The organism is Hansschlegelia sp. (assembly GCF_035538955.1).
Classification (GTDB): Bacteria; Pseudomonadota; Alphaproteobacteria; order Rhizobiales; family Methylopilaceae; genus Methylopila.
The window spans coordinates 427681-442973 of record NZ_DATLJK010000015.1 but is presented as its reverse complement, the minus strand read 5'-3'; the positions used below and the strand labels follow the sequence as shown (position 1 = coordinate 442973).

Genomic DNA, 15293 nt, shown 5'->3' with positions numbered 1-15293 from the left:
ACCCAAACTCCGTCAGAAGCACGCAGCGAGCGCGGCGAAGGCGGCCTGCATGAAGACCGAAGCGCCTTCCGAAGCCCACAGGGCGGCACCCCCGACGGCCAGCATGGCTGCGCCGAGGCCCGCTGCGATCCACGAGACCGTCGCAAGCCGCGGTCCCGCAGCGCCGCTGTCTGGCTGAACCTGACGCCCGCTCATGCGGCTCCTCGACTGCGGCCTCCCGCCGGCGCTTCCTACGCTTCTGTCGGGCCGGCGTCGACGTGCGGTCTCCGCGGGTCCGATCACGACCCTGCGTTCCGGCCGCCAAGACGCTGCAGCGGACGCTTGTCCGCGGCCGCAGCGCATCTTATGGTCTCGCGGCCGCGGGCGTAGTTCAATGGTAGAACGGCAGCTTCCCAAGCTGCATACGAGGGTTCGATTCCCTTCGCCCGCTCCAGTTCCTCCCGATCATCGCTGCTGCGCCGCCATCTTCCGGCTGCGCGCTTTGCCGGCTTCGGCAGGATGGCGTATCGGACGGCCAGACGTTCAGGCGCGGCGCGTTCGCCGCATGTGAAGGCCCGATGACTGTTCTCGACGCCGCCTCCCCCGTACCAGCCGAAACGCTCGCGGCGGCGCCGCGCCCGGATCATCTGCTGGTCGCCGAGATGGTGCAGCCGGGATCGCGCGTGCTCGACGTCGGCTGCGGCGACGGCGCGCTGCTGCGGCTGCTGATCGCGCGGCGCGGCGTCGACGGCCGCGGCATCGAGATCTCGCAATCCGGCGTCAACGCCTCCGTGGCGCATGGGCTTTCGGTCGTCCAAGGCGACGCGGACGCCGACCTCGCGCATTACCCGGACGACGCCTTCGACTACGTCATCCTGTCGCAGACGCTGCAGGCCACGCGGCGGCCAAAGGCGGTGGTCGAGGACCTGCTGCGCATCGGCCGCCGCGCGATCGTGTCATTCCCGAATTTCGGCCACTGGCGGGTCCGGATGCAGTTCCTGCTCGAGGGCCGGATGCCGCAGACGGCCAATCTGCCGGACCCCTGGTACGAGACGCCGAACATCCACCTCTGCACGATCCGTGACTTCGTCGATCTCGTGGACCTGTTGGGCGCGCGCATGGAGCGGGCGGTCGCGCTCAACGCCACCGGCCGCCCTGCGCCCGTCAACGCGCCGTGGTGGTTCTGGAACCTGTTCGGCGCACAGGGCGTGTTCCTGCTCAGCCGGAAGTGACGTCGCGATGCGGCGCAGGCGCCGGAACCCCGATCGGCGCTGGCCGCAAAATCCGCGCGGGCGCCACGCGCCGCGTGGAGCGGACCGGCAGCGGCCGCACCGCCTGCTTGCTCGCCTCGACGATGTGAACGCCTGCGAACGGCGCCCATAGCCGCGAGCCCAGACGCTCCAGCGGCACAGCGGACCGGAACACCAGCCCGCGCTCGACCGGCGGCATGAACAGCGCCTCGTCCCATCCCTCGGGCGCGAACAGCGCCTCGCGCAGCAGCTCGGTAAGCTGACTGCGGCTGAACGGCCGGCCGTGGCCGAACGGCGTTGTGTCCATCTTCGCCCAGGCCCCGCGGCGGTTCGGAACGATCGCGATCAGCCGCCCGCCCGGGGCGAGGCAGCGCCACGCTTCGTTGAGGAACTCCGTGGCGCTGCCGCAGGTCTCGAGCGCATGGACCGCAACGATCCGGTCGACCGCGGCGTCCGGCAGCGGCCACATCTCGTCGTCGACCAGGCCCGCGGCGTTCAGCCGGTCGAGCGGCCAACCCGCCACCCCCTGCTGCGACGGCGAAAACGCCAGCACGCGCTCCGCATCCTCCCGAAACACCCCCACGAAGGGCGTCGCGAAACCGATCCCGAGCACGCGCAGGCCGCGCACGTCGCTCCAGCGGGACCGCAGCTTGCCGCGCAGGATGCGGCGCGCGAGCTCGCCGAGCGGCCGGCTGTAGAAGTCGCGAAGATCGAGAATGTCCAAGGCCATGCTCTTCTTGTACCCGGCCCTTGCGCTTCATTCGACTCGCGGCTTCGGCGATCTCGTAAGCTTGACCGCGAGGCGGTCGCCTATAGCTTGAGCGCCCGTCCGAACTGGAGACGTCATGCCTGCCGAGATCGTCCTGATCCCCTGCCTGTCCGACAATTACGCGGTCCTGCTGCGCGACCCCGCGAGCGACACGGTCGCGCTGATCGATGCGCCCGAGACCGCGCCGATCGCAGAGGCGCTCGAGAGCCGCGGCTGGGGGCTCAGCCACATCCTGATCACCCACAAGCACAACGACCACATCGCGGGGCTCGCCGAGCTGAAGAGCCGGTTCGGCGCCACGGCGCTCGGCCCGGCGGCGGAGGCGGCTTCGATCCCCGGCCTCGACAGGACGCTCGCCGAGGGCGACGTCGCCGAGGTCGGCCCGTGGCGCTTCGAGACCATCGCGACGCCGGGCCACACCAAGGGCCACGTGGTTTTCCACGAGCCGACAGAGAAGTGGCTGTTCGCCGGCGATACGCTGTTCGTCATGGGCTGCGGGCGGTTGTTCGAGGACACGCCGGCGGCGATGTGGGATTCGCTGTCCAAGATCGCCCGACTGCCGAGCGACACCACTGTCTGGTGCGGCCACGAATACACCGCGTCGAACGCGCGGTTCTGCGCCTCCGTCCTCCCGGACGACGCGGCGATCGCCGAACGGCTGAAGAAGGTCGAGGCTCAGCGCGCCGCCGGCCGGCCGACAGTCCCGACCACGATCGGCGCCGAGAAGGCGACCAACGTCTTCCTCAGGGCCGGCGAAGACAAGGTCGCGGCGGCGCTCGGCCTGCCGTCCGGCGACCCGGTCGCGGCCTTCGCCGAACTGCGCGAGCGGAAAAACCGCGCGTGAGCGCGCTCGACGGCCTCTCGGCCGATGAGGTCGTGCGGCTGCTCGACCTCAAGCCCCATCCCGAGGGCGGCCATTTCCGGGAGACCTTCCGGGATCCGGCAACGGACGCGGACGGCCGCAGCCGCTCGACGGCGATCTACTTCCTGCTCGCGGCCGGCGAGCGATCCGCCTGGCACCGGGTCGACGCCATCGAGATCTGGCACTTCTACGCGGGCGACGCGCTGGCGCTCAGCCTGTCGGCCGACGGCGGCGCGACGCAGGTCGCCCGGCTCGGGCCCGACGTCATCGCCGGCGAGGCGCCGCAGCTCGTGGTCCCGACCGGCTGGTGGCAGGCCGCCGAGCCGCTCGGGCGCTGGACGCTGGTCGGCTGCACAGTCGCGCCGGGCTTCGATTTCGCGGGCTTCGAGCTCGCGCCGCCGGAGTGGCGGCCGTCAGGCGGCTGACGGTCCTCGGGAGCTTCTGCGGCGTGGCCGTCGAAGCGTCGCGAGCAGCGCGCCGCCGACGATGAGGCCGCAGCCCAGCGCCAGCGCGCGGCTCGGCGCCGCATAGCCGAACGCCACCAGCAGGAGCGTGGAGAGCAGCGGGGCGGCGTAGGCCGCGACGCCCAGGAGCCGCACGTCGCCGTGCTTCATCCCGACGTCCCAGGCGAAGAAGGCGAGCCCGACCGGCCCGAGGCCGAGCGCCGTCACCGCCAGCCATTCGCCCGTGCTTGCGGGCCAGACCGTCGGCTCCAGAGCGACGTGGCAGAGGCAAGCGAGCGCCGCGGTGGCGAGGCAGAAGCCGGAGAGCGCCTGGGTGGGCACGTGCGCAAGCAGCCGGCCGGTGACCGAATAGGCGGCCCAGATCACCGCGCAGGCGAGCGCGGCGCCGTAGCCTATAAGGTGAGCGCCGCCGAAGGCCAGTCCGGCGCCGCGCCCGCCGATCAGCAGCGCCGCTCCGGCGAGGCCGCAGAGCGCGCCCAGCGCATGGCGCGGCGCCAGCCGCTCCCCGGGCAGCGCGGCCGAGAACAGCACGATCAGCAGCGGCCACAGATAGGCGACAAGGCTCGCCTCCGCCGGCGGGCTGAGCCGCAGGGCGGTGAAGTAGAAGAAGTGGAACCCGAACAGCCCGCCGACGCCATGCAGCCAGACCGGCCATGGCTGGCGCAGCTTTGCGAGCCCGCCTGGGCGGCACGCCGCGACCGCAAGTCCGGCCGCGCCCGCGATCGCGAAGGTGAGCGCCGTCAGCAGGAAGGGCGGCGTCGCGCCGGTCGCGGCGGTGAGCAGCGCGAGCGTCGACCACAGCAGGATGGCGACGAAGCCGATGGCGGTGGCGCGGGCGGAGGGCATGGCGCGTTCCTAGACCGCCATGCCCTCGCCGTCATCGCGACCCGTGCGCCCAGTCGCGGTCAGGCGATGTATTGGCCGCCATTGATCGTCAGCGTCGAGCCGGTGACGAAGCCGGCCTTCTCGCCCGCCAGATACAGCACCGCGTCGGCGATCTCGTCGGCCTCGCCGAGCCGCCCGACCGGAATCGTGGCGATGATCGAGTCGCGCACCTTCTCCGGCACCGCCATCACCATCTCGGTGGCGATGTAGCCAGGCGCGATGGCGTTCACCGTGATGCCCTTCTTGGCGTTTTCCTGCGCCAGCGCCTTGGTGAAGCCGATCACGCCGGCCTTGGCGGCGGAGTAGTTCGCCTGGCCCATCTGGCCCTTCTGGCCGTTGATCGAGGTGATGTTGATGATGCGGCCGAAGCCGCGCTCGCGCATGCCGTCGATCACCGGCTTGGTCATCGTGAACATCGAGTCGAGATTGGTGCGCATCACGTCGCGCCACTGGTCGAACGTCATCTTGTGGAACATGCCGTCGCGCGTGATGCCGGCGTTGTTCACCAGCACGTCGACCGGACCCAGTTCGGCCTCGACCTTGGCGACGCCCGCGGCGCAGGCCTCCGGGTCGCCGACGTCCCACTTGTAGACGGCGACGCCATGCGCAGCCTTGAAGGCCTGGGCCTTCTCGTCATTGCCGGCATAGGTCGCGGCCACGTTGTAGCCGGCCTTCTTGAGCGCGATCGAGATCGCCTCGCCGATGCCGCGGGTTCCGCCAGTCACGAGCGCAGTGCGCGCCATTTCGTCCTCCCGTCGAGATCAGGGCGCAAGCGCCCCGCGGCCGGGACGACCGCGCCCCGCCCTGCCTGCCGTTGCAGCTTGAAGTTCCAGGACCGTAGAGACGTCAGTCCCGAGCGACGCACATGGCGATGCCCATGCCGCCGCCGATGCAGAGCGTCGCGAGCCCCTTCTTGGCGTCGCGGCGGATCATCTCGTAGATCAGCGTGGTCAGCACGCGCGCGCCGGAGGCCCCGATCGGGTGCCCGATCGCGATCGCGCCGCCATTGACGTTGACCTTGCCGGTGTCCCAGCCGAGATCCTTGTTGACCGCGCAGGCCTGGGCGGCGAACGCCTCATTGGCCTCGATCAGATCGAGATCGCCGATCGACCAGCCCGCCTTCTCGAGCGCGCGGCGCGAGGCCGGGATCGGCCCGGAACCCATCAGCGCGGGATCGACGCCCGCCTGCGCCCAGCTGACGATGCGGGCGAGCGGCTTCAGGCCCTTGGAGGAGGCGCGGGAGGCGGAGGTCACCACCAGCGCAGCCGCGCCGTCATTGATGCCCGACGCGTTGCCGGCCGTGACCGTGCCGTCCTTGGAGAAGGCCGGGCGGAGCTTCGCCACCGAGTCGAGCGTCGCGCCATGGCGGATGTACTCGTCCTGGTCGACGATCGTGTCGCCCTTCCTGCCGGAGATCGTCACCGGCGCGATCTCGTCCTTGAAGCGGCCCTCCTTCTGCGCGGCCTCGGCCTTGTTCTGGGAGGCCACGGCGAACTGGTCCTGCTGCTCGCGGGTGATCTGCCACTTCTCGGCGACGTTCTCGGCGGTGGTGCCCATGTGGTAGCCGTTGAAGGCGTCCCACAGGCCGTCCTTGATCATCGTGTCGATGAACTTGACGTCGCCCATCTTGGTGCCGGAGCGCATATGCGCGGCGTGGGCCGACTGGCTCATGCTTTCCTGGCCGCCGGCGACCACGATGTCGCTGTCGCCGTTGCGGATCGCCTGCGCGGCGAGCGCGACGGCGCGGAGCCCCGAACCGCACACCTGATTGATGCCCCAGGCCGACGCGCCGATCGGGATGCCGGCCGCGATCGACGCCTGGCGGGCCGGGTTCTGCCCCTGCGCCGCGGTCAGCACCTGGCCGAGGATGGTCTCCGACACCTCGCCGGCGTCGACGCCGGCGCGCTCGAGCGCCGCCTGGATCGCCACCTTGCCGAGCTCGTGCGCCGGCAGCGAGGAGAGGCCGCCGTTGAAGGCGCCGACCGGGGTGCGCGCGGCTCCAACGATGACGACGTCGGTGTCTGCCATGGAAGTCTCCTGATCGACGGGCCGCCACGACGGCCGCGAATGTCGCTGGTTAATGGGACGGGGGTCGGAAGAGCGTCAAGACGACCTTCGGAGTTGGAAGAAAGGCTTATCCGCCGAGCCGGCGGCTGGATCCGCAGCGAAAACCGCTCGCCTTCTCGTCCGCGAGATCGCGCGCCTTCTTCGCGTCTCCGGACGGCAGCACGGCCATCACGCAGCCGGCGCCGGAGGTTTCCAGACGATAGACCACCACGCGGCTCGCCGGGAGCGCGCCGGCGCGTTCGCCCACCCGGTAGCGCACGATCGCAGCCACCGGCCGGCCCAGCGAAGCCGGCGTCGCGCGCCACTCGACGCTCGCGTCGGGCCGGAACACCGTCCCGAGATTGAGGCTCTCCTTGAGCGGCTTGCGCCCGAACCACAGCGCCGCCGAGGCGCCGTCCGAACTCCAGACCACCGGCACGTTCGCGACGCCGAGGCACATCCGCGCACCCGGCCCCTCGCCCGAGGCAGGCGCCGCGGGGCACTTCTTGTAGTCGTGGCGCGTATAGGTGCTCGGCTTCAGGTCGAGCCCCGCCGCCGCTTTCGCCGCCGCCGGGCCGAACAGCAGCAGAGCGCCGGCGAGCGCCGCGCCTGCCGGCCGAACCCGCCGGACCACCGGGCTACCTTCGCAGTCTGATCGCATGCTCATCATCCGTCTAAGGTTCTACTCTGCACTGCACAAAAATCTGGCCGGTCTGCTGGTTTCGCCTTATCGTTCCGCTTCTCGTGGCCGCTCAGGCGGCTATCGCGCCGCGGAAGAACGAACAATGAAACCCTCGCCGGCCAGAGATCAGCGCGACATGTCGAGCACCAACAACGCGATCACGATCAAGAAATACGCCAATCGTCGGCTCTACAACACCGGGACCAGCACCTACGTCACTCTCGAAGATCTGGCCGCGATGGTGAAGCGGGGCGAGGATTTTCAGGTCGTCGACGCCAAGACGAACGATGACATAACGCACCAGGTGCTGACGCAGATCATCTTCGAGCAGGAGAACAAGGGGCAGAACCTGCTGCCGATCACCTTCCTGCGGCAGTTGATCCGGTTCTATGGCGACAGCGTCCAGAGCTTCGTGCCGAAATATCTTGAACTGTCCATGGGCGCGCTAACCCGCGACCAGGACAAGATGCGCGAAACCATGAAGACCTTTGGCGCGGGCTCGTTCCAGTCCGCCGTCGAGGAGCAGATGCGCACCAACGTCGCCATGATGGAACGCGCCTTCCGCATGTTCTCCGTATTCCCGGCGAGCGGCGAGGCGGCGCCTGAGGCGCCCGCGGCAGCCCAGCCGGCGCCGCGTGAGGCCGGGGCCGGCGACCTCGACACGCTGCGGCGCGAGATGGCCGAGATGCGCGCGCGTCTCGACAAGATGGCGCCCGCCAAGAACTAGCTCAGCTGTCCCGTGCGGCGACGAAGCGCGCAGCGCAACGCAGCGGCTCGGCCGCCTCGCCGAATGTCTCCAGGGCGCCGATCGCCTCGGCCGTGAGCGCCTCCAGCCGCCGCCTCGCGCCGTCGACGCCGTGGACCGCGACCAGCGTCGCCTTGCCGGCCGCCGCGTCCTTCCCAGTCTTCTTGCCAACGGTTCCGGTCGCGCCTTCGGCGTCGAGCAGGTCGTCCGCCACCTGAAACGCGGCCCCGAGCGCACGTGCGTAGCGACGCAGCGCGTCGCGCGCGGCAGGGCTCGCGCCGCCCAGAATCGCGCCCATCTCGATGGCGGCCTCGATCAGCGCGCCCGTCTTCATCGCCTGCATCCGCCGGATGTCCGCCTCGGACCGCACGTCCGCGCCGTCGAACCGGCCCTCGGCCGCGAGGTCGAGCATCTGCCCGCCCGCCATGCCGCCGAGACCCGCCGCCCGCGCGAGCGTGAGGACAAGCTCCACCCGCACGGCGGCGTCGGCGTGGACCCGCTCGCCCGCAAGCGTCTCGAACGCGATGGTCTGCAGGGCGTCCCCCGCCAGGATCGCGGTCGCCTCGTCGAATGCGCGATGCGCGGTCGGCCGCCCGCGACGAAGATCGTCATCGTCCATCGCCGGCAGGTCGTCATGCGCCAGGCTGTAGCCGTGGACGCATTCGATCGCGAGGCCGGCTGCGAGCGGCCCGTCGCCCTCCGCGCCGAACATCCGCGCCGCCCCGACGAGCAGCGCGGGACGCAGCCGCTTGCCGCCCCCGAGCATGACGTAGCGCATCGCCTCGACCAGCCGCGGTGGACGGGCGGCTTCGCCGGGTTGGGCCTTTGGCGACAGAATTTCGTCGAGCCCCTCCTCGATCCGGCGCGCGACGTCGGCGCGGAGTTCTTCAAAGGAGGGCTGCGGCATGAACGGTTTCCGGCAGGGCGCGCTTCGCCGCTTGCGCTGCCCGACCATGGCGGGCGCGTCAAGCCGGCCGCGCCGCGTCCGGCGCGTGGCTTAGCCGGAGCCGTCTGCTAGATTGCCCGCGCCGCGCGACCGGGGGAGGAAAGCAGTCGATGGCGTTCTTGGCGCGGACCGCGCCCGGTCAGAGGCTTCGGCCGAGGATGTCGGCGGTCGCCATCGTGATCCGCGTGCTGATCGCGCTCATGGCGCTTCCGGTCGTGCTGGCGCCGCTCTATGCGATCGTCCCGCCGGTCTCCACGCTGATGCTCGCGCGCTGGGCTATGGGGCGGCCCGTGGAGCGCGTCTGGACGCCGCTCGACCAGATTTCGCCGGCGCTGCCACGGGCGGTGCTCGTCTCTGAGGACGCCCGCTTCTGCCAACACCATGGCGTCGACTGGGGCGCAATCCGCGACGTCTTGAAGTCGGGCGGCGAGTCAGGGCCCGGGCGCGGCGCGTCGACCATCGCGATGCAGGTCGCCAAGAACCTGTTCCTGTGGCAGGGCGGCGCCTACGCGCGGAAGCCGATCGAGATCGTGCTGGCGCACTGGATCGACCTCGTCTGGAGCAAGCGCCGGGTGATGGAGGTTTATCTCAACGTGGCCGAGTGGGGGCCAGACGGAATCTTCGGCGCCCAGGCCGCCGCGCGGCGCGCCTTCGGCCGGGACGTGAAGGCGATCACCCCGCAACAGGCGGCGCTGCTAGCGGCGGCGCTGCCGAACCCCGTGCTGCGCGACGCCCGCCGCCCGAGCCGCCAGGCGCGCGTCCACGCGGCGATCGTGGCGAGCCGCGCCCGCGCGGCCGGCGCGCTGACCGCCTGCCTCAAGTGAGACGGGCGGCCTGATTCCTGCTGGCGTTCCGGCCGGGATGCCGCTATAAGCCCGCCCGACGAGGCGGCGACTGAGCTCCGCCCGCTTTTCTGCGCGCCGAACAGGCCGCGCACCCGAATTGACGGAGTTTGCGAAATGGCCGTTCCGAAGCGAAAGACGTCCCCGATGAAGCGCGGCCACCGGCGCTCCGCGGACGCGCTCAAGTCGCCCACTTACATCGAGGACAAGGACTCCGGCGAGCTGCGCCGTCCGCACCACCTCGACCTGAAGACCGGCATGTATCGCGGCCGGCAGATTCTGACGCCGAAGGCGGAAGCCTGACGCCTCGCAGATCTCGTTTCTGACAAAAGGCCGGCCTTGCGCCGGCCTTTTGCGTTTCCGCCTGTCAGGCGACGCCGCGGTCGCGCTTCGGCCGGTCGCGCGGCCAGCTATAGGCGGCGAGCGCTTCGGCCACGGCGGCCCGCCGGCGGACGCGCGTCTGCCCCACTCCGAGCGCGCCGGCGATCAGCTGCGCCACGAGCGGCGCGTAGCTACGTCCCGCCCAGCTTCGGCCGCCGCGCCGGGCGTCGGCCTTCTGCGGCTGCTCGGTCGGCCCGTTCGCCGCGGCGCTCTCGTCCGCCGGCTCGACGCGCGGCGTTTCGGCTCGCGGCGCCGCCTCGGCTTTTTTCGCCTTTTCGGGCTTCGCCCGCCCCCGCGCGGCGGCGCCCGATCTTTGGATGGGAGGCAACATCAGCATCGCAGTGCTGTCCCGCTCGTGGATTTTCTATGCTCGGGGCGCAATACGGACCATTAACCAAGTATCTCCGGCGCCCAAGCGGCCATCTGCGCTTACGAAGCTAGAGTTTTTGTGAGTAGAGTCCAGAGCACTGATTCGTCGTCCACATCTGCGCGTGGAACCAGCCGGGATGGCGCAAGCCCGAACCACCGCTCAGCCGGGCCTCAGCCAGGGTTCGCCGCTCGAGGATCTGCTGACCGCGGTCGGCGAGGCCGCCTATGTGTGGGACGTCGAGAGCGACCGGCTCGACTGGACGGCGGCCGCCCATGAGGTCCTCGGGCTCCCGCCGGCGACGCCGCTCGAGACCGCGACCCGGTTCGCGGCGCTGTTCGATCCGGACGCGCTGACCACGAGGCGCGAGGCGGTGTTCGGCGCGAGCGCCGCGGATCGCGGCGACGGCGTTCCGTTCGAGGTCGAATATCCGCTCGCCCCCGGCGGCCGCGCCAAGCGGCTCTGGGTGCAGGATCGCGGCCGCTGGTACGCCGGTCCCGAGGGTCGCCCCGCCCGCGTCGTCGGGGTCGTGCGCAGGCTCGGGGCGCATTACGAGCACGCCCACAACGCCGCGACGCTCGCCCGCTTTGACCCGCTGACCGGCCAGCTCTCCCGCGCCCGGCTGCTGGAGGTCGCGGGGGCGACGCTTTCGGCCACTCTGCGGATGCAGACCGCCTGCTGCCTGGTGCTCGCCTCGCTCTCCAATCTCGGCGCGATCAACGAATCCTACGGCTATGACGTCGGCGACCTCGCGGTGGTGGAGGTCGCCCGCCGTTTCAGGCTGGCGATGCGCGGCGGCGACACGCTCGGACGGTTCTCGACCTCGACCTTCGGCCTCGTGCTGCAGGAGTGCGACCGCGCCGAGCTCGACGTGGTGCTGCGGCGGCTCGCGGCCGCGGTCCATGACGAGCCGATCGTCACCCCGGCGGGCCCGGTGTCGGTCCGGATGGCGATCGGCGGCGTGGTCGCGCCCCGGCACGCGCGCGACGTCAACGAGTTCGTCGCGAAGGCGCGCGCCGCGCTTGCGCGCGCCTTCGCGCTCCCGACCGGGATCCACGTCTACGCGCCCGATCCCGAGCGCGAGGCCGCCCGCCGCACCCATATGCGGCTCGCCGACCAGCTCGTCACGGCGCTCAACGAGCGACGGGTGCGGCTCGCCTTCCAGCCGGTGTTCCGCGCCACGACGCGCGAGCACGTCTGGAGCGAAGCGCTGGTGCGCGTCGTCGCGGAGGACGGCGAAGTCTTTTCGGGCGGGCCGCTCGCGAGCGCCGCCGAGGAGGTCGGGCTGATCCACATGCTCGACCGCCGCGCGCTCGACCTCGCGGCCGCGCATCTTGCGAGCCTGCCCGAGGCGCGCGTCGCGGTGAACGTCTCGGCGGCGACGACCGCGGATGAAAGTTGGCTCGAGGCGCTGTCCTCCTGGCTGGCGATGCGGCCGGATCTGGCGGACCGCCTGATGGTGGAGGTCACGGAGACGGCGGCGATCGCCGATCTCGGCGTCACGGCCGCTTTCGTGACGGAGCTCCACGCCCGCGGGGTCAAGGTCGCGATCGACGATTTCGGCGCCGGCCACACCTCATTCAGGGCGCTGCGCGAGCTCGCGGTCGACCTCGTCAAGATCGACGGCACCTTCGTGCGCGATCTGCAGAACGACCCGCGGTCAGGCGCCTTCGTGCGCGCGCTTCTGGCGCTCGCGCGCGAGCTCGGCTTCGAAACGGTCGCCGAGCAGGTCGAGACCCGCGCGGCCGCCGAGATGCTGACGGAATGGGGCGCGACCTACCTGCAGGGCGAACTGCTGGCGGCCGCGGAGCTCGCCTGAGCCGTCATTCCGCGGCGTCGCGCCCGGCCGCGCCGCCGCCGAACCGGCGGGCGACATAGTCTTCCACCATCGCCTTGAACTCGGCGACCAAGCCCGGCCCGCGCAGCGTCGCGACCTTCTTGCCGTCGACGAACACCGGCGCGGTCGGGCTCTCGCCGGTGCCAGGCAGCGAGATGCCGATGTCGGCGTGCTTCGACTCGCCCGGCCCGTTCACGATGCAGCCCATGACGGCGACGTTGAGCGTCTCGGCCCCGGGATAGAGCGTCTTCCACTCCGGCATGCGGGCGACGATGTGGTCCTGGACCTCGCGGGCGAGCTCTTGGAACACGGTCGAGGTGGTCCGGCCGCAGCCCGGACAGGCCGCCACCAGCGGCACGAAGGTGCGGAAGCCCATCGTCTGCAGGATTTCCTGCGCGACCTTGACCTCCACCGTGCGGTCGCCGCCCGGCTCCGGCGTGAGCGAAACCCGTATCGTGTCGCCGACGCCCTGCTGCAGCAGCACGCCGAGCGCAGCGGAGGAGGCCACGATCCCCTTCGAGCCCATTCCGGCCTCGGTGAGGCCCAGATGCAGCGCGTAATCGGCGCGGCGCGCGAGCTCCGCATAGACGGCGATCAGGTCCTGCACGGCCGAGACCTTGGCGGACAGGATGATCTTCTCGCGCGGCAGGCCGAGCTCCTCGGCGCGCGCGGCGGACAGCAGCACCGAACGGATCAGCGCCTCGCGCGTCACCTCGCGGGCGTCCTTCGGGCGCGGGGCGGCGGCGTTCTCGTCCATCAGCCGGGTGAGCAGTTCGCCGTCGAGCGAACCCCAATTGCCGCCGATCCGGACCGGCTTGCCGTTGCGCGCGGCGATCTCGATGATCTGCGCGAAGTGCCGGTCCTTCTTGGCCCCGAAGCCGACATTGCCGGGGTTGATCCGGTATTTGGCGAGCGCCTCGGCGCAGGCCGGATGCTCGGCCAGCAGGGTATGGCCGATGTAATGGAAGTCGCCGACCAGCGGCACGTTCACGCCGCGCCGGGCGAGCTCGTCGCGGATGTGCGGCACGGCGGCCGCGGCCTCCGCGCGATCGACCGTGATGCGGACGAGCTCCGAGCCGGCGCGCGCCAGCGCGGCGACCTGCGCGACCGTCCCGGCGATGTCGGCGGTGTCGGTGTTGGTCATCGACTGCACCACGATCGGCGCGCCGCCGCCGACCGTGACGTCGCCCACCAGCACAGGCCGCGACGCGCGGCGCGCGGCGAGCGCGGCGGGACAATCCACCGGCGCGGACGAATGATCAGGCGTCAGCGGCATCGGGACTTCTCAGCTTGAGCTTGGCGCGACAATGGGCGCATTCGCCGGAGACCTCGATCACCGGCGCGCGCGGGCGAAAACCGGACGCCCGGGCGAGGCCCTGCAGCGCGTTCGCGAAGGCCTGCGTCGTCGCTTCGCCGACGGCCCCGCAATCCTCGCAGATCAGGAACACCACCGGCGCGTCGCCGGTCGCGCCGTGATCATGGCTGCACGCCACGAAAGCGTTGCGGCTCTCGATCCGGTGCACGAAGCCCTGCTCCTGAAGGAAATCGAGCGCGCGATACACTGTGATCGGCGCAGGCGGCCGCTCGCCGGGCCGCGACAGCCGCTCGATCACCTCATAGGCTCCGGCCGGCGCGTGGTCGGCCGCGAGCGCCTCCAGCACGCGGCGGCGGATGTCGGTCAAGCGCGCCCCGCGCTCCGCGCACAGCCGCTCGGCGCGCTGCAGGACTTCGCGCGCGCAAGCGTGATGGTTGTGCCCCGGCTCGGCGAAGGGACGTCCGGCGGCGGTCTCGGGGTGCGTCATCTCGACCGATCTCTTAGCACGAAGCGCCGCGCGTCGCGTCACCGCGGCGGCTCACATTGCGCATCGGCCCGCAGCGCGCCAGCTTAGCCGCGGCAGGACCCGCGCCATTCCCGAAAGGCCTCACAATGTTGCAGGACAAGACCGCCGTCGTCACCGGCTCCACCAGCGGGATCGGGCTCGCCATCGCCCGCGCGCTGGCCAAGGCCGGCGCTAACGTCGTGATCAACGGCTTCGGCGACAAGGCCGAGATCGAGCAGATCCGTTCCTCGATCGAGGCGGAGCATGGCCATGCCGTGGCGCATGACGGTGCGGACATGCTGAAGCCGCAGGAGATCGCCAGAATGATCCGGGCTGCCGAAGAGCGCTTCGGGGCGGTCGACATCCTGGTGAACAACGCCGGCATCCAGCACGTCTCGCCGGTCGACGAATTTCCCGAAGACAAGTGGGATCAGATCATCGCGATCAATCTGTCCGCCGCGTTCCACGCCACCAAGGCGGCGCTGCCGGGCATGAAGCGGAAGGGCTGGGGCCGCGTCGTCAACACGGCCTCGGCGCACGCGCTTGTGGCGTCGCCCTTCAAGTCGGCCTATGTGGCGGCCAAGCACGGCATTGCTGGGTTCACCAAGTCCTGCGCGCTCGAAGTGGCGCAGCAGAAGATCACCGTGAACGCGATCTGCCCGGGCTATGTGTGGACGCCGCTGGTCGAGCGGCAGATCCCCGACACAATGAAGGCGCGCGGCATGACAGAGGAAGAGGTCAAGCGCGACGTGCTGCTTGCGGCGCAGCCGACCAAGGAATTCGTTACGCCCGATCAGGTGGCGGCGCTCGCCGTCTTCCTGTGCTCCGACGCAGCGGCGCAGATCACCGGCGCGCTGCTCACGATGGACGGCGGCTGGACCGCCGCCTGAGGCGAGAGCGCGCAACCTGCGCGTCCCCAGGAGAATCGGTCAGCGCGGCTTCAGGTCGCCCGCCGGGGCCTCGGTGTGGCCGCGCAGCTTATCCGCCGAAGGATTGCCGCTCGACTTGGAAGACGGCGCCTGGCCGGCCATCGGCTCCGCGCCCGCGCCTGTCGCGCCGGCGCCCGACGAGCTCGTTCCGCTCGAGCCGGAGGCGCCCATATCGCCCGTGCTGGCCTTGCTGTCGCTCGGCGACGGCTTCGTGGAGTCGCTCGAATTGGGCTGAGCCCAGCCTGCCGCCGGGGCAGCCGCCAGCATTGTGGCGGTCAGCGCAACGGTCCATCGCTTGTTGAACTTCATAACGTCTCCCATGCGGACTGATTTGACATGGGATCAACTTCCGGAACGGCGCTGTGTTCCTCCGAATCATCACCGGACGTCCGGAAATGCGAGGCGGGGTCTGTTCGACCGCCGCCTCGCCCGGCTCCGGCGGGAATGGCTGACCGGAACCGTATCTGTCCGCAGCGCCAGATGATTAGA

19 protein-coding genes and 1 tRNA gene are annotated in these 15293 nt (G+C 70.7%); 9 read left to right on the top strand and 11 right to left on the bottom strand.

Features of this window, described 5'->3' with window-relative positions; genetic code table 11:
* Positions 1-12: 12 nt before the first annotated feature.
* Positions 13-195, bottom strand: a complete 183-nt coding sequence (locus tag VM780_RS14150; RefSeq protein ID WP_325448397.1) for a hypothetical protein — start codon at positions 193-195, stop codon at positions 13-15.
* A 164-nt stretch (positions 196-359) separates the two neighbouring features.
* Between VM780_RS14150 and VM780_RS14145 the strand changes: the two genes are divergently transcribed.
* Both VM780_RS14145 and metW read left to right on the top strand, forming a co-directional pair.
* Positions 360-433 (top strand) — tRNA-Gly (locus tag VM780_RS14145).
* Between the two features lie 124 nt (positions 434-557).
* The gene (gene metW, locus VM780_RS14140) at positions 558-1211 is read left to right on the top strand and encodes a methionine biosynthesis protein MetW (RefSeq protein ID WP_325448395.1); all 654 of its coding nucleotides are present in this window, start codon (positions 558-560) and stop codon (positions 1209-1211) included.
* Here the strand turns inward: metW and VM780_RS14135 are convergent.
* Positions 1198-1959: a methyltransferase domain-containing protein gene (locus VM780_RS14135; RefSeq protein WP_325448393.1), complete on the bottom strand. Its 762-nt coding sequence runs from the start codon at positions 1957-1959 to the stop codon at positions 1198-1200. The two genes, metW and VM780_RS14135, sit on opposite strands and share 14 nt — an antisense overlap.
* 115 nt (positions 1960-2074) lie before the next feature.
* Here VM780_RS14135 and gloB point away from each other — a divergent pair, with 115 nt between their 5' ends.
* Both gloB and VM780_RS14125 read left to right on the top strand, forming a co-directional pair.
* Positions 2075-2842 carry a hydroxyacylglutathione hydrolase gene (gene gloB, locus VM780_RS14130; protein WP_325448391.1) on the top strand — a complete coding sequence of 256 codons (768 nt, stop codon included), beginning with the start codon at positions 2075-2077 and terminating at the stop codon, positions 2840-2842.
* Positions 2839-3285 carry a cupin domain-containing protein gene (locus VM780_RS14125; protein WP_325448389.1) on the top strand — a complete coding sequence of 149 codons (447 nt, stop codon included), beginning with the start codon at positions 2839-2841 and terminating at the stop codon, positions 3283-3285. Before gloB ends, VM780_RS14125 begins: the two co-directional genes overlap by 4 nt.
* On the opposite strand, the gene VM780_RS14120 is transcribed toward VM780_RS14125, so the two are convergent.
* The 4 genes from VM780_RS14120 to VM780_RS14105 form a co-directional block, all read right to left on the bottom strand.
* Positions 3274-4170 (bottom strand): DMT family transporter, encoded by an 897-nt coding sequence (locus VM780_RS14120; protein ID WP_325448387.1) that lies wholly within the window; start codon positions 4168-4170, stop codon positions 3274-3276. The genes VM780_RS14125 and VM780_RS14120 overlap by 12 nt on opposite strands.
* A gap of 59 nt (positions 4171-4229) precedes the next feature.
* Entirely contained in the window at positions 4230-4952 is a 723-nt protein-coding gene (gene phbB / locus VM780_RS14115; RefSeq protein ID WP_325448385.1) for an acetoacetyl-CoA reductase, read from the bottom strand.
* 103 nt (positions 4953-5055) lie between these two features.
* A complete protein-coding gene (locus tag VM780_RS14110; protein ID WP_325448383.1) occupies positions 5056-6237 on the bottom strand; it encodes an acetyl-CoA C-acetyltransferase in 1182 nt (393 codons plus the stop codon).
* 106 nt (positions 6238-6343) lie between these two features.
* Positions 6344-6889: a hypothetical protein gene (locus VM780_RS14105; RefSeq protein WP_325448381.1), complete on the bottom strand. Its 546-nt coding sequence runs from the start codon at positions 6887-6889 to the stop codon at positions 6344-6346.
* Positions 6890-7073: 184 nt separating this feature from the next.
* Here VM780_RS14105 and phaR point away from each other — a divergent pair, with 184 nt between their 5' ends.
* Positions 7074-7664 (top strand): polyhydroxyalkanoate synthesis repressor PhaR, encoded by a 591-nt coding sequence (gene phaR, locus VM780_RS14100; protein WP_325448379.1) that lies wholly within the window; start codon positions 7074-7076, stop codon positions 7662-7664.
* A 1-nt stretch (position 7665) separates the two neighbouring features.
* On the opposite strand, the gene VM780_RS14095 is transcribed toward phaR, so the two are convergent.
* Positions 7666-8589: a farnesyl diphosphate synthase gene (locus VM780_RS14095; protein ID WP_325448377.1), complete on the bottom strand. Its 924-nt coding sequence runs from the start codon at positions 8587-8589 to the stop codon at positions 7666-7668.
* Positions 8590-8786: 197 nt separating this feature from the next.
* Here VM780_RS14095 and mtgA point away from each other — a divergent pair, with 197 nt between their 5' ends.
* Positions 8787-9452, top strand: a complete 666-nt coding sequence (gene mtgA, locus VM780_RS14090; RefSeq protein ID WP_325448375.1) for a monofunctional biosynthetic peptidoglycan transglycosylase — start codon at positions 8787-8789, stop codon at positions 9450-9452.
* 135 nt (positions 9453-9587) lie between these two features.
* A complete protein-coding gene (rpmF, locus tag VM780_RS14085; RefSeq protein ID WP_325448373.1) occupies positions 9588-9773 on the top strand; it encodes a 50S ribosomal protein L32 in 186 nt (61 codons plus the stop codon).
* Positions 9774-9837: 64 nt separating this feature from the next.
* On the opposite strand, the gene VM780_RS14080 is transcribed toward rpmF, so the two are convergent.
* On the bottom strand, positions 9838-10188 hold the full coding sequence (locus VM780_RS14080; RefSeq protein ID WP_325448371.1) for a hypothetical protein: 351 nt from the start codon (positions 10186-10188) through the stop codon (positions 9838-9840).
* 169 nt (positions 10189-10357) lie between these two features.
* Here VM780_RS14080 and VM780_RS14075 point away from each other — a divergent pair, with 169 nt between their 5' ends.
* Positions 10358-12037: a bifunctional diguanylate cyclase/phosphodiesterase gene (locus VM780_RS14075; protein WP_325448369.1), complete on the top strand. Its 1680-nt coding sequence runs from the start codon at positions 10358-10360 to the stop codon at positions 12035-12037.
* A 4-nt stretch (positions 12038-12041) separates the two neighbouring features.
* Here the strand turns inward: VM780_RS14075 and ispG are convergent, their stop codons facing one another.
* Both ispG and VM780_RS14065 read right to left on the bottom strand, forming a co-directional pair.
* Positions 12042-13331, bottom strand: a complete 1290-nt coding sequence (gene ispG / locus VM780_RS14070) for a flavodoxin-dependent (E)-4-hydroxy-3-methylbut-2-enyl-diphosphate synthase (protein ID WP_325448368.1) — start codon at positions 13329-13331, stop codon at positions 12042-12044.
* Positions 13315-13857: a transcriptional repressor gene (locus VM780_RS14065; protein WP_325448366.1), complete on the bottom strand. Its 543-nt coding sequence runs from the start codon at positions 13855-13857 to the stop codon at positions 13315-13317. The genes ispG and VM780_RS14065 overlap by 17 nt, the downstream gene beginning before the upstream one ends.
* Before the next feature lie 125 nt (positions 13858-13982).
* Between VM780_RS14065 and VM780_RS14060 the strand changes: the two genes are divergently transcribed.
* Positions 13983-14765 (top strand): 3-hydroxybutyrate dehydrogenase, encoded by a 783-nt coding sequence (locus tag VM780_RS14060; protein WP_325448364.1) that lies wholly within the window; start codon positions 13983-13985, stop codon positions 14763-14765.
* Positions 14766-14804: 39 nt separating this feature from the next.
* On the opposite strand, the gene VM780_RS14055 is transcribed toward VM780_RS14060, so the two are convergent.
* Positions 14805-15113 (bottom strand): hypothetical protein, encoded by a 309-nt coding sequence (locus VM780_RS14055; RefSeq protein ID WP_325448362.1) that lies wholly within the window; start codon positions 15111-15113, stop codon positions 14805-14807.
* Positions 15114-15293: the final 180 nt, after the last annotated feature.